12 protein-coding genes are annotated in these 12,415 nt (G+C 67.9%); 5 read left to right on the top strand and 7 right to left on the bottom strand.

All coding sequences use genetic code 11. From position 1 onward, the window contains the following. Window positions 1-21 precede the first annotated feature (21 nt). From carA to gloB, 4 genes are all read right to left on the bottom strand, one after another. A complete protein-coding gene (gene carA, locus H0X91_RS15575) occupies window positions 22-1,167 on the bottom strand; it encodes a glutamine-hydrolyzing carbamoyl-phosphate synthase small subunit (protein WP_006490550.1) in 1,146 nt (381 codons plus the stop codon). A 365-nt stretch (window positions 1,168-1,532) separates the two neighbouring features. After that, the gene (locus tag H0X91_RS15570; protein ID WP_080331315.1) at window positions 1,533-2,750 is read right to left on the bottom strand and encodes an MFS transporter; all 1,218 of its coding nucleotides are present in this window, start codon (window positions 2,748-2,750) and stop codon (window positions 1,533-1,535) included. Between the two features lie 155 nt (window positions 2,751-2,905). Beyond that, on the bottom strand, window positions 2,906-4,492 hold the full coding sequence (locus tag H0X91_RS15565; RefSeq protein ID WP_012492491.1) for a transglycosylase SLT domain-containing protein: 1,587 nt from the start codon (window positions 4,490-4,492) through the stop codon (window positions 2,906-2,908). Between the two features lie 151 nt (window positions 4,493-4,643). Next, window positions 4,644-5,465, bottom strand: coding sequence for a hydroxyacylglutathione hydrolase (gene gloB / locus H0X91_RS15560; protein ID WP_084750106.1), 822 nt, complete (start codon window positions 5,463-5,465; stop codon window positions 4,644-4,646). Window positions 5,466-5,483: 18 nt separating this feature from the next. On the opposite strand from gloB, the gene H0X91_RS15555 reads away from it, so the two are divergent. Genes H0X91_RS15555 through dnaQ form a run of 3 tightly spaced genes read left to right on the top strand, consistent with a single transcriptional unit; the run spans window position 5,484 to window position 7,511 of the window. Continuing rightward, entirely contained in the window at window positions 5,484-6,296 is an 813-nt protein-coding gene (locus H0X91_RS15555) for a class I SAM-dependent methyltransferase (RefSeq protein WP_006490597.1), read from the top strand. Then, window positions 6,293-6,736, top strand: a complete 444-nt coding sequence (gene rnhA / locus H0X91_RS15550) for a ribonuclease HI (protein WP_058901315.1) — start codon at window positions 6,293-6,295, stop codon at window positions 6,734-6,736. The genes H0X91_RS15555 and rnhA overlap by 4 nt, the downstream gene beginning before the upstream one ends. A 40-nt stretch (window positions 6,737-6,776) precedes the next feature. After that, on the top strand, window positions 6,777-7,511 hold the full coding sequence (gene dnaQ / locus H0X91_RS15545; RefSeq protein WP_006490614.1) for a DNA polymerase III subunit epsilon: 735 nt from the start codon (window positions 6,777-6,779) through the stop codon (window positions 7,509-7,511). Window positions 7,512-7,538: 27 nt separating this feature from the next. Here dnaQ and H0X91_RS15540 read toward each other — a convergent pair whose 3' ends face one another. Further along, window positions 7,539-7,871 carry a YnfA family protein gene (locus H0X91_RS15540; RefSeq protein ID WP_034200763.1) on the bottom strand — a complete coding sequence of 111 codons (333 nt, stop codon included), beginning with the start codon at window positions 7,869-7,871 and terminating at the stop codon, window positions 7,539-7,541. 540 nt (window positions 7,872-8,411) lie between these two features. Between H0X91_RS15540 and proP the strand changes: the two genes are divergently transcribed. Further along, window positions 8,412-9,902, top strand: a complete 1,491-nt coding sequence (gene proP / locus H0X91_RS15535; RefSeq protein ID WP_058901314.1) for a glycine betaine/L-proline transporter ProP — start codon at window positions 8,412-8,414, stop codon at window positions 9,900-9,902. Between the two features lie 110 nt (window positions 9,903-10,012). Here the strand turns inward: proP and H0X91_RS15530 are convergent, their stop codons facing one another. Together H0X91_RS15530 and H0X91_RS15525 are read right to left on the bottom strand one after the other, a co-directional pair. Next, window positions 10,013-10,219 (bottom strand): hypothetical protein, encoded by a 207-nt coding sequence (locus H0X91_RS15530; RefSeq protein ID WP_006491323.1) that lies wholly within the window; start codon window positions 10,217-10,219, stop codon window positions 10,013-10,015. A 172-nt stretch (window positions 10,220-10,391) separates the two neighbouring features. Next, the gene (locus H0X91_RS15525) at window positions 10,392-11,021 is read right to left on the bottom strand and encodes a glutathione S-transferase family protein (protein WP_006491322.1); all 630 of its coding nucleotides are present in this window, start codon (window positions 11,019-11,021) and stop codon (window positions 10,392-10,394) included. 172 nt (window positions 11,022-11,193) lie between these two features. Here H0X91_RS15525 and H0X91_RS15520 point away from each other — a divergent pair, with 172 nt between their 5' ends. Beyond that, the gene (locus H0X91_RS15520) at window positions 11,194-12,411 is read left to right on the top strand and encodes an esterase (RefSeq protein ID WP_048989191.1); all 1,218 of its coding nucleotides are present in this window, start codon (window positions 11,194-11,196) and stop codon (window positions 12,409-12,411) included. The last annotated feature ends 4 nt before the right edge of the window (window positions 12,412-12,415 follow it).

Genomic DNA, 12,415 nt, shown 5'->3' with positions numbered 1-12,415 from the left:
TCCTTCGGTTGCGTCAGTGACTTAGGCGTTGCGCTGCTTCGCCGCATCCATCAGCGCGGTGAAACGGTCGAACAGGTAGCCGATGTCGTGCGGGCCGGGCGACGCTTCCGGGTGGCCCTGGAAGCAGAACGCCGGCTTGTCGGTCAGCTCGAAACCCTGCAGCGTGCCGTCGAACAGCGACACGTGGGTCACGCGCGCATTGGCCGGCAGCGAATCGGCGTCCACCGCGAAGCCGTGGTTCTGCGACGTGATCACGACCCGGCCGTCGCCGAGGTCCTTCACCGGATGGTTCGCGCCGTGGTGGCCCGTCTTCATCTTGAGCGTCTTCGCGCCGACCGCGAGGCCCATGATCTGGTGGCCGAGGCAGATGCCGAAGGTCGGCACGCCGCGTTCGATGAATGCCTTCGTGGCCGCGATCGCGTAATCGCACGGCTCCGGATCGCCGGGGCCGTTCGACAGGAACACGCCGTCCGGATTCAGCGCGAGCGCATCTTCCGCGCTCGCCTGCGCCGGCAGCACCGTCACATGGCAGCCGCGCTCGGCCAGCATGCGCAGGATGTTGTACTTGACGCCGAAGTCGTACGCGACGACGCGGTACTTCGGCGCTTCCTGCATGCCGTAGCCGCCTTCGAGACGCCATTCCGTCTGCTTCCACTCGAACGGCTTGGTAGTCGACACGACCTTCGCGAGATCCATGCCGGCGAGGCCCGGGAACGAGCGCGCCAGCTCGATCGCCTTCGCTTCGTCGTCGGAGCCCGTCAGGATGCAGCCGTTCTGCGCGCCCTTGTCGCGCAGGATGCGGGTCAGCTTGCGGGTATCGATGCCGGCGATCGCGACGACGCCTTCGTCGCGCAGGTAGTCGCCGAGCGTGCGGTCCATGCGGAAGTTCGATGCGAGCGTCGGCAGATCGCGGATGATCAGGCCGGCGGCATGGACTTTCGTGGCTTCGACGTCCTCGGCGTTGACGCCGACGTTGCCGATATGCGGATAGGTGAGCGTGACGATCTGGCGCGAGTAGCTCGGATCAGTCAGGATTTCCTGATAGCCGGTGATCGCGGTATTGAACACGACTTCGCCGATCGTATGGCCTTCGGCCCCGATCGAATAACCACGAAAGACCGTGCCGTCGGCGAGTGCAAGCAAGGCGGGAGAAAAAGACGGCAACACGGGAGGCTCCTTGGGGAACACCCTGCTGCCGACCTGTTTACCCTGCCGCGCGAGCGCCGCGCTGCGTGGGCGCGCGTGGTCGCTAGCTGGACGCGGCCTGCGTTGTCGAGACGCGAACCCGGCGCGTGGCGCACGAGGCTTCGCGGCATCGCCCGGCAGGCGGCGTGCGGCGGATGAACGGGATGAATGAGGTAGGCGCTAGGGTGCGAGGTTGATCAGCACAAACTTTCAAATTATAGCCTGAAAATGGGCCTATCTTCAATCGATATGGCCGTCCGATCGTGCGCGCGCCGCGCCCTGCCGCCCGGCGCGACGTGCTGCGGCCCTGTTTTCGCGGCCGCCCTGCCCGTCAGCGTACCGCCGGATCAGTGCGCTTGGCCAGCGCCGCGCGCGGGCCACACATACCAGACCGCGCTCGCGAGCTGCAGCGCGAGCAGCACGCCCCAGGCGGTGAAGTGCGCGGCGGCCGGATAACGGCCGTCGACCGCCGGCCAGTGCGACAGCACGGCGCCGACGCCGATCTGGAACGCGAAGATCAGCAGGAAGATCACGAGCGTGAGCGTCGTGTTCGCGCGGCCGATCAGATGAGCGGGAAAGTGGCCGGCCATCACCGCGTAGGTCAAGATACCCACGCCGCCGAACACTCCGTAGGCGGCCCACAGCATGGCGGGCGGCAACGGCACGCGCGCGACGATCGCGAATTGCGTCGCGACGAACAGCGCCATGCCGATGCCGCAAGTCGCGTAGACCGACACGCCGCGCCGCTCGAGCACGCGCGCCGCCGCGCCGAAGCCGACGCAGCCGGCCATCATCGCGAAGCCGAGCACCGACACGAGACGCGCGGCATGCTGCGCATCGAACCCGCCGACATCGCGAAGATACGGACCGACCCATAGCGACTGCATCGCATAGAACACGCCTTGCGTGACGACGGAGAACGACGCGATCTTCCAGAACGCGCGGCTGCCCAGGATGTGCCACGTGCCCTTGAACTGGCTGACGAGCCCGCCCTGATGGCGTGCCTGCTGCGCGTCGGGCGCGCCGAAGCCGATCGATGCCGCGACGACCACCGTCAGCACCGCGAGGCCGAAACAGATCGCGCGCCAGCTCGCCCAGCCGAGCAGCCAGGTCAGCGGCGAACCGACCATCACGCCGCCGAGGCCGCCCACAGCCATCACGAGGCCGTTGACGAGCGGCAGCCGGCCGACGGGGAAATGTTGCGCGAGCGCCTTGAACGCCGCGCCGAGACACACCGATACGCCAACGCCGATCAGCAGCCGGCCGACCATCATCGTGCCGATGCCGTGCGCCGCGCCGAACACGGCCGCGCCGGCCGCCGCAAACAGCAGCATGCCGGCCGTCACGCGGCGCGGGCCGAAGTGGTCGAGCATCACGCCGGCCGGAATCTGCGCCCCCGCGAAACCGAGGAAATAGAGGCTGGTGAGGAGACCGAGATCGGCGGCCGACAGGCCGAGCTCGTGCGTGACGAACGGCGCGAAGCCCAGATTGACGCCGCGGAACACATACGATACGAAATACCCGACCGAAAACAGCGCGAGCACCCTCACCTGCACCGACGACATCGCTCCCCCTTGCCCCATGAAGATGAAGACGCGCGACGTAGCGCCGCCCGCCGCGCACAAACGAAAACGCCGTCACCTCGGTGACGGCGTTTCGTCGAATTCGTCGGATGATAGCGCAATCGTGCCGGCCTGACCGGCCGCCACGCTAGCCGCGCTTACTTCTTCTTGCCCTTGTGCGCGGCGGTCTTGGCCGGCGCGGCTTTCGCGGGAGCGGCCTTCGCCGACTTCGCCGCCGGCCGGGCCGACGACTTGGCGGCGCCGCGCTTGCCGCCGTGCGACTTGCCGCCGACCGCCAGGCTCGCGCGCTCGATGTGCGCACCGCCCGTCGACGTCGCGATCCGCTCCGGACCGGGTTCCGCCGGCACCGAACGGCCGACCGGCACGTGCAGCACGAGCGCCTGCCCCGGCATCACGACATCGCGGTGCGTCCGGTTCCACGCCTTCAACTGGCCGACCGACACGCCGTAGCGGCCGGCGAGCGCAGCCATCGACTGCTTGCGACGCACGCGGATCAGCATCTTGCGCGTATCGGGGACGTCGGGCTCCATCGCGAGTGCGCCGTTTTCGGCGACGTCGGCGCTGATGTCCTCGTCGTCGTCATCGCCGCGCGGCACGACGATCGTCGAGCCCGGCTTCAGGCGCATGCCGGCCGGAATCTTGTTGACCGACATCAGCGTATCGGCGTCGACGCCGATCTTCTCGGCGATCGCAGCCGGACGCGCACGCTCGCTGACCGTATAGGTGGTCCACGACGACAACTGGCCGCTATAGGCTTTCAGGTTCTTCTCGAACGCGGACGCGTTGTCGAACGGCAGCAGGATCTGCGGCTCGGTCGCGCCGAGGATCACGGGCTTCGAGAACGACGGGTTCAGCGAGCGGAACTCGTCGAGCGGCAGGTTCGCGAGCTTCGCGGCCACCGCCACGTCGATGTCGCGCGACGTCGTGACCGTCACGAAATACGGGTGGTTCGGGATATCCGGCAGCGTCAGGCCGTACTGCTGCGGGCTCGCGATGATGTTCTTCACCGCCTGCAGCTTCGGCACGTAGTTGCGCGTCTCGTTCGGCATCCGCAGGCTCTGGTAGTCGGTCGGCAGGCCGGCCGCCTGGTTGCGCGCGATCGCACGCTGCACGTTGCCCTCGCCCCAGTTGTACGCGGCCAGCGCCAGATACCAGTCGCCGAACATGTCGTGCAGACGGGACAGGTAGTCGAGCGCGGCGCTCGTCGACGCGAGCACGTCGCGGCGCTCGTCCTGCCACATGTTGCGCTTCAGGTTGTACGTGCGGCCGGTGCCGGGCATGAACTGCCACATGCCGGCCGCCTTCGCGACCGACAGCGCCTGCGGGTTGTATGCGGACTCGATGAACGGCAGCAGCGCGAGCTCGGTCGGCATGTGACGCGCCTCGAGTTCCTCGACGATGTGATACAGGTACTTCTGCGAGCGCTCGGTCATGCGCTGCACGTAATCGGGACGCTGCGTATACCAGGTCGTCTGCATGTCGACGAGATCGCTCTGCAGATCGGGCATCTGGAAGCCGCGGCGGATGCGCGCCCAGAGATCGGAGTCTGCACTGGTCAGGTCGCCGACGGATTGCTTGTCGACGTCGACAGTTTCTTTGGCGGTGGCTGATTTACGGAGGTAGTTGGACGTCGCCTGCGAATCGGCGGCGTTGTTGGCGACAGGAGGCTGGCTCGCACAAGCGGCGAGTAGCAGCACCACCATCGCACTCAATATAAGTCGCATGAAAATCTCGGCTTCCGACGGCTGGAAATTGCAGGCGATACTACGGAAGTGCGTGCTTCACGTCAATAAAAACACCGAAAACTCAGCGAAATCCTACATTTGGAGCAATTTTTACAGACACCGCTTGAGCTTTGGAGTCCTCCGGAAAACGTCATCGGAACCGGTTTTTCCATTCGCGCATCAGCGTGAATGCCGCCAGACGATCCGTCACCGTTTCGTGCAGCTCGGCCGCGAGCGTCGCGTGGATCGCCGCGCTGTCGGCCCGCATGAACGGGTTAACGGCACGTTCGTGGGCGATCGTAGTGGGCAGCGTCGGCACGCCACGCGCACGCAGCGCCTGCGCGTCGTCGCGCCACGCGGCGAGCGCCGCATTGCCCGGCTCGCACGCGAGTGCGAAGCGGATGTTCGACAGCGTGTATTCGTGTGCGCAATGCACGCGGGTATCATCCGGCAGCGCCGCGAGCGCGTCGAGCGACGCGAGCATCTGCGCGGGCGTGCCTTCGAACAGGCGGCCGCAGCCACACGAGAACAGCGTGTCGCCGCAGAACACGTGCGGCACGGCGTTGCCCCGCCCGCCCGCGCCTTGGCCGGCCGCCTGAAAATACGCAATGTGGCCGCGCGTATGGCCCGGCACGTCGAGCACGTCGAATGCGACGGCCGGCGCGTCGAGCGTCACGCGATCGCCGCCCGACAGCGGCCGCGTGACCACGTCGATCGCTTCGGCGGCGGGGCCGTAAACGGTGAGCGGCGCATCGGCCGGTTGGCTATGCAGCAGCGCATCGACACCGCCGACGTGGTCGGCGTGGTGGTGCGTGAGTAAAATAGCGGTCAACCGCCAGCCTCGTTCGGCAAGAACCCGGCGTACGGGCGCGGCTTCACCCGGGTCGACGGCGATCGCATCGCGGCCGTCCGAGACGAGCCAGATATAGTTGTCTTCGAATGCCGGAACCGGCACGTATTCCAGCTCGTTCATAGGCGCGCAATCATCGTTATGTCTGACCGTCAAATTATAGACTGGCCCGCCTGGACCGACTCGCCGCCCGGCCGCTACGTGCTGGGCTGGGAGCAGGCGCAGCTCGACCGGATCGTATCCGACGTCTTCGGCTTCCACGCGCTGCAGCTCGGCCTGCCGCAGCTCGACGCGCTGCGCGAGAACCGCATGCCGTATCGCGGCCTCGTGCTCGACCCGGCGAGCGGCGCGAGCGCGCCGTACCAGTATCCGTGGGCGCGCGAAGCACACACGGCGGTCCACGCGCCCGCCGATCGCAGCACGACCTGGTGCGACCTGCTCGACCTGCCGTTCGAGTCGCAGAGCGTCGACCTGATCGTGATGCCGCACACGCTCGAATTCACGTCCGACCCGCACCGTCTGCTGCGCGAGGCCGAGCGCGTGCTGATGCCGGAAGGCCAGCTCGTGATCACCGGCTTCAATTCGCTGAGCCTGTGGGGCATGCGGCAGTCGTTCGGGCGCATGGCGAACCGCCCGTTCGTGCCGGCCACGCGCGACCAGATCGCGTTCATCCGGCTCAAGGACTGGATCAAGCTGCTCGGCTTCGACCTCGAACGCGGCCGCTTCGGCTGCTACCGGCCGCCGCTCGCCACCGACAAGTGGCTGGCCCGCTACGGCTTCATGGAGGCCGCCGGCGACCGCTGGTGGCCGATCTTCGGCGCCGTCTACATGGTGACGGCCGTCAAGCGCGTGCGCGGCATGCGCCTCGTCGGCCCGATCAAGATGAAGAAGCCCGTGCTCGCACCGGGCCTGACGCCGGCGGCCTCCCCGACCACCCACCAAGAACGTTCATGACAACCGACACCATCGACATCTATACCGACGGCGCCTGCAAGGGCAACCCCGGCCCCGGCGGCTGGGGCGCCCTGCTGCGCTACGGCAGTCAGGAAAAGGAACTGTTCGGCGGCGAGCCGAACACGACCAACAACCGCATGGAGCTGATGGGCGTGATTGCCGCGCTCGAAGCGCTGAAGCGGCCGTGCCGGGTGATCGTGCATACCGACTCGCAATACGTGCAGAAGGGCATCAGCGAGTGGATCCACGGGTGGAAGAAGAAAGGCTGGGTCACCGCGGCGAAGACGCCCGTGAAGAATGCCGACCTGTGGAAGCGGCTCGACGCGCTCGTCGCGCAGCACGAGATCGAGTGGCGCTGGGTCAGGGGTCACGCGGGCCATCCCGAAAACGAGCGCGCGGACGCGCTCGCGAATCGCGGCGTCGAATCGCTGGTCGCCTGAACCGCGGCCGCCCTCTCCTGTTTTTGTTGCTTTTCCCGATATGCGCCAGATCATTCTCGATACCGAAACCACCGGCCTGAACGCCCGCACGGGCGACCGCCTCATCGAAATCGGCTGCGTCGAGCTGCTGAACCGGCGGCTCACCGGCAACAACCTGCACTTCTACGTGAACCCCGAGCGCGACAGCGATCCGGGCGCACTGGCGGTGCACGGCCTCACGACCGAATTCTTGAGCGACAAGCCGAAATTCGCGGAAGTCGCCCACCAGATCCTCGACTTCGTGAAGGACGCCGAGCTGATCATCCACAACGCGCCGTTCGACCTGGGCTTCCTCGACGCCGAATTCGCGCGGCTCGGCCTGCCGCCGTTCACCGAGCATTGCGGCGGCGTGATCGACACGCTGGTGCAGGCCAAGCAGATGTTCCCCGGCAAGCGCAACTCGCTCGACGCGCTGTGCGACCGCTTCGGCATCAGCAACGCGCACCGCACGCTGCACGGCGCGCTGCTCGACTCGGAGCTGCTCGCCGAGGTGTATCTCGCGATGACGCGCGGCCAGGACAGCCTCGTGATCGACATGCTCGACGACGCGAGCGCCGACGGCGGCGCCGCGAACGGCAAGCGCGTGTCGCTCGCCGCGCTCGACCTGCCTGTAGTGGTCGCAAGCGACGACGAGTTGGCCGCGCACCAGGCTCAGCTCGACGAGCTCGACAAGTCGGTCAAGGGCACCTGCGTGTGGCGCCAGCCCGCCGACACGGATACCGCCGAAGCGGCCTGACGCACGCGGCCCGCGCCGCGGCCGCGCTTACGCGCGCGGCTGCAGCGCGATGACGGCCATCCCGCCGAGCGCGAGCACCGCGCCGGCCACGTCCCAGCGGGTCAGCGCGACGCCGTCGACCACCCGCAGCCAGACCAGCGCCACCGCGATGTACACGCCGCCGTACGCGGCATACGTGCGCCCCGCCGCACTGGGGTGCAGCGTCAGCAGCCACGCGAACAGCGCGAGCGACAGCGCGGCCGGCACCAGCAGCCAGGCCGGACGCCCGGCCTTCAGCACGAGCCACGGCAGATAACAGCCGACGATTTCGGCCAGCGCGGTAGCGGCGAACAGCGCCGCGATCCTGATCAGTTCGGTCATCCGGTTCCTCGCGAATTCAGCCCCGTCGCGACGGGCGGCACGGCCGCGCCGCGCGCCGCCGATCATACCCGAGCGGAGCGCGCCGGAGGCCCCGCCAGACGGGCGACTCCCGGCAATTTGCACGATCATCCGTCATCGTGCTATCATGTCGCCTGTTTCAACATTCAATCTCTGTCTTTTCGATTTTGAGAGAAGTCCGTCCGCACGCTGCGGGCCGGTGCCTCGATCGAAATTGCATCCACAGGAAAGCCCGCCCGACAGGCCCGCTTTTCTCGTTTCGCTGCCCCTCCGGGGCGTTGCCGGCACGCCGGACACCTCGTCCGCACCGGCATCCGCCGCCTGCATCACGCGGCCCATTCTTCATGAGCGCACTGTCGCGACGGCCCACCGGGCCCGCGTCGAAGCAGCCCCTTGCAGCCCGTTACTGCCCCCTGTGCAGTAAGTGCTTAATGGTCTGCCCCGACGCGCAGCACACGACGCCGCGCTCGCCGGCAAACCGTGTCGGACGGCCCGCCCGTTCCGGCGCTGTCAAAGGAGTGCATGACCTTGACCGCAACACACGTCAGCCCGACCGCTGTCTCTTCCCCCGCTTCGTCGTCCGGCGAGGCCCCGCTCGCCGCGGACGACATCACCGTCGTCGACCAGAGCCTGCTCAAGCGCGCCGTCAGCGCGATGGCCATCGGTAACGCGATGGAATGGTTCGACTTCGGCGTCTACAGCTATATCGCCGTCACGCTCGGCAAGGTGTTCTTCCCGTCCAGCAGCCCGTCCGCGCAGCTGCTCGCGACCTTCGGCACGTTCGCGGCCGCGTTCCTCGTGCGCCCGCTCGGCGGCATGGTGTTCGGCCCGCTCGGCGACCGCATCGGCCGCCAGCGCGTGCTCGCCGCGACGATGATCATGATGGCCGTCGGCACCTTCGCGATCGGCCTGATTCCGAGCTATGCGTCGATCGGCATCATGGCCCCGGTCCTGTTGCTCGTCGCCCGCCTCGTGCAGGGCTTCTCGACCGGCGGCGAATACGGCGGCGCGGCGACCTTCATCGCCGAGTTCTCGACCGACAAGCGCCGTGGTTTCATGGGCAGCTTCCTGGAGTTCGGCACGCTGATCGGCTATGTGCTGGGCGCGGGCGTCGTCGCGCTGCTCACCGCGTCGCTGTCGCAGGAAGCGCTGCTGTCGTGGGGCTGGCGCGTGCCGTTCCTGATCGCCGGCCCGCTCGGCCTGATCGGTCTCTACATCCGGATGAAGCTCGAGGAAACGCCCGCGTTCAAGCGCCAGGCCGAAGAGCGCGAAGCGCAGGACAAGGCCGTGCCGAAGGCGCGCTTCCGCGAAACGCTGCTGCGCAACTGGCGTGCACTGCTGCTGTGCGTGGGCCTCGTGCTGATCTTCAACGTGACCGACTACATGGTGCTGTCGTACCTGCCGAGCTTCATGTCGTCGACGCTGCACTTCGACGAATCGCACAGCCTCGTGCTGGTGCTGATCGTGATGGTGCTGATGATGCCGATGACGCTGTACGCCGGCCGCCTGTCGGACAAGGTCGGCCGCAAGCCGGTGATGCTCGCCGGCTGCGTGGGCCTGCTGGCGCTGTCGATCCCGTCGCTGATGCTGATCCATGCGGGCACCACCGCGTCGGTGTTCGGCGGTCTGCTGATCCTCGGCGTGCTGCTGTCGTGCTTCACCGGCGTGATGCCGTCGGCGCTGCCCGCGCTGTTCCCGACCGAGATCCGCTACGGCGCGCTCGCGATCGGCTTCAACGTGTCGGTGTCGCTGTTCGGCGGCACGACGCCGCTGGTCACCGCGTGGCTCGTCGACGTGACGCACAACCTGATGATGCCCGCGTACTACATGATGGGTGCCGCGTTGATCGGCATCGTGTCGGTCGTCGCACTCGCCGAAACCGCGCGCCAGCCGCTGAAGGGCTCGCCGCCCGCCGTCGCGACGCGCCGCGAAGCACACCAGCTCGCGCTCCAGTTGCGCGAGGAGGACGACGAACAGGAAATCTACGGCGTCGCGACTCCCGCCCGCGCGTGAGCGTCACCCCATGAAAAAGCCCCGGCCGAAGCCGGGGCTCGATCGAAACCGATCCGCCCGACCGGCTTGCGCCGGCCGGGCTTTTTTTCATCCTTCCGATGCGGATGCCTTCACGCGCGCGCTTCGCAATGGCGGCAGAAGATCAGCGCACGCGAGCGCGACACCGCCGCCTGGGCACCGCGCGTGGCCATGATCAACCCGACCTGGCCGAGATTGAAATCGCGCTCGACCATCAGTTGCGTCAGCGCGGCAAGCGGCAACACGACGGACGGGTGGTACAGGCTCGATTCGATCAGGGCTTTCATCATCGGCTCCATCTGGCAATGCGTGATTTGATGGAGTGGATTCTAGGGATCGGTCGGGTCCGGATAAACAGCGCGAATGCGAAGTCACTTGTCAGCCGTTGAGAACAATCGGCCGCGGCTTGCCGGACAAGGCCGCGCGGCCGCCGACAGCGGCGTGCGACAGCCCGGCGCCCCGCTTCGAAGCCTAGACGAGCGGCGTGTCGACGAAGGCCGGCAGCGCTTCCGCCCGCGCGGAATGCGCGGCGAGCGCCGGATAACGGGCCGGATCGATCCGCGCGAGCACCGGATAGTCGGCCGCCATGAACTGCGTGAAGCGCCACGCCACCGCGACGGTCACGTCCGACTGCAGCAATCGCGCACCGCCGAACCAGCCGCGGGTAGCCGCGACCAGTGGTTCCAGCGCGCCGTATGCCCCTTCGAGCTGGCTCAGCACGCGATCGACCCACGGTTCGTGCTGCTTGTCCGACGGGCGCAGCGCCTGCTCGTAGACGACCTGCACGGTTTTCTCGGCCGCGGCCAGCGCGAACCCGATCGGCACCAGCGCGCGCAGCCGGGCCTCGACGGCGTCGGGCAGCAGGCGCCGCTCCGGCGCGGCCAGGTGGTCGAGATAGTCGACGATCAGCGACGAATCGAGCAGCGTCGCGCCGCCGTCGGTCACGAGCGTCGGCGCCTTGACGGCCGGGTTGAGCGTCCTGAACCGCTCGAGATGACGGAACACCGAGATCGACTCGTGTTCGAACGGCAGGTCGAGCAGCTTCGCCGAAATGGCGACGCGGCGCACGAACGGGGAATCCAGCATGCCGATCAGCTTCATCGCGAACGCTCCGCTTCGAGGGAATGGGACTGACGACTGTAGCAGCGGCGCGCGGCAATGCCTAGCGTGCCCGTGCGCTTGATGTGCATCAGCCGGCCGCGCACCGGGCTCCCGCTGCCCGGCCACTGTGACCATAATGGAGATTCACGCTTCTTCCGCCCCAGGGTCCGCCATGTGGTATGCCGTCGTCGAGCAGCAGCGGGAATGGATGCGCGCATGGCGCGCGGCGACGCGCTACGCGTTCGACGCATGGCCCGCAGCGTCGCTGCCGCACGCCGCGTCATCGTGCTACGACGACCTGTTCGAACCGCTGCTCGGGCCGCAGGCCGCGCCGCCGGGCTTCGACCTCGCGTGGCCTGCCGTCAGCGAGCAGATCGTCGCGCACACCCCGTTTTGCGACCTGCGGCGCTTCGCGCACGCCGATGCGCACCGCACGGTGCTGCTGTGCGCGCCGCTCGTCGGGCACGCGGCCGTGATGATGCGCGAAACCGCCGAAACGCTGCTCGCCGATGGCGACGTCTGCGTGACCGACTGGCGCAATGCGCGCGACGTGCCGCTCGCGGCAGGCCGTTTCGGGCTCGACGAATACGTCGCGATGCTCGACGGCTTCGTCAGCACCCTCCAGCACGACGATCGGCCGCTACACGTCGTCGCCGTATGCCAGGCGACCGTACCGGCACTCGGCGCACTCGCGCTGCGCGCCGCGCGCGGCCTTGCGCCGCCCGCGAGTATCACGCTGATCGGCGGTCCGATCGATGCCCGCCTGAACCCGAGCGCGCTCGGCGCCGCGGCCGCCGCCCATTCGCTCGACTGGTGCCGGCGCCACCTGATCGACATCGTGCCGCCCGGCTTCGCGGGGCACGGCCGCCACGTGTTTCCGACCTATCTGCAACAGGGCGAGATCGCGCTCCTGTATCCGCAACGCTTCCTGACGCTGATCGAGACCTACGCGCTGGCGGCTTCCCGCTTCGACATGACCGGGCTTGCCGACGCGCGGCGTGCGCTGCGCGAATACACGGCGCTGCTCGACATGCCGGCCGACTATTTTCTCGACACGGTCGACGTCGTGTTCCAGCGCATGTTGCTCGCGACCGGTGCGTGGCGCGTGCACGGCCGGCGCGTCGACCCGGCGGCGCTGCGCGACGTCGCGCTGCTGACCGTCGAAGGCGCCCGCGACGCGGTTACCGGCGCCGGCCAGACGCATGCGGCGCTCGAGCTGTGCAGCGGCCTGTCGACCGACGAGCGCCATCGCGTCGACATCGACGATTGCGATCACTACGGGTTGTTTACGGGGCCGCGCTGGCACGGCAACGTCCATCCGGCGCTGCAGCGCGTGTTCGCGGCGGCGGAAGCCGGCCGACCGCGCCCGCGCCGGACCACGCGAAACTGATGGC

The organism is Burkholderia sp. 9777_1386 (genome assembly GCF_015712265.1).
GTDB lineage: Bacteria > Pseudomonadota > Gammaproteobacteria > Burkholderiales > Burkholderiaceae > Burkholderia > Burkholderia cenocepacia.
Note: the sequence above shows the minus strand (reverse complement) of the source record. Positions and strands in the feature narration are given on the sequence as shown.

What these genes read in the sequence shown, in the direction of transcription:
- H0X91_RS15570 (WP_080331315.1), bottom strand. Translation starts at nt 2,750, where the DNA reads ATGTCGTCGGTGCAGGTGAGGGTGCTCGCGCTGTTTTCGGTCGGGTAT.
- H0X91_RS15565 (WP_012492491.1), bottom strand. Translation starts at nt 4,492, where the DNA reads ATGCGACTTATATTGAGTGCGATGGTGGTGCTGCTACTCGCCGCTTGT.
- gloB (WP_084750106.1), bottom strand. Translation starts at nt 5,465, where the DNA reads ATGAACGAGCTGGAATACGTGCCGGTTCCGGCATTCGAAGACAACTAT.
- H0X91_RS15555 (WP_006490597.1), top strand. Translation starts at nt 5,484, where the DNA reads ATGTCTGACCGTCAAATTATAGACTGGCCCGCCTGGACCGACTCGCCG.
- rnhA (WP_058901315.1), top strand. Translation starts at nt 6,293, where the DNA reads ATGACAACCGACACCATCGACATCTATACCGACGGCGCCTGCAAGGGC.
- dnaQ (WP_006490614.1), top strand. Translation starts at nt 6,777, where the DNA reads ATGCGCCAGATCATTCTCGATACCGAAACCACCGGCCTGAACGCCCGC.
- H0X91_RS15540 (WP_034200763.1), bottom strand. Translation starts at nt 7,871, where the DNA reads ATGACCGAACTGATCAGGATCGCGGCGCTGTTCGCCGCTACCGCGCTG.
- proP (WP_058901314.1), top strand. Translation starts at nt 8,412, where the DNA reads ATGACCTTGACCGCAACACACGTCAGCCCGACCGCTGTCTCTTCCCCC.
- H0X91_RS15530 (WP_006491323.1), bottom strand. Translation starts at nt 10,219, where the DNA reads ATGGAGCCGATGATGAAAGCCCTGATCGAATCGAGCCTGTACCACCCG.
- H0X91_RS15525 (WP_006491322.1), bottom strand. Translation starts at nt 11,021, where the DNA reads ATGAAGCTGATCGGCATGCTGGATTCCCCGTTCGTGCGCCGCGTCGCC.
- H0X91_RS15520 (WP_048989191.1), top strand. Translation starts at nt 11,194, where the DNA reads ATGTGGTATGCCGTCGTCGAGCAGCAGCGGGAATGGATGCGCGCATGG.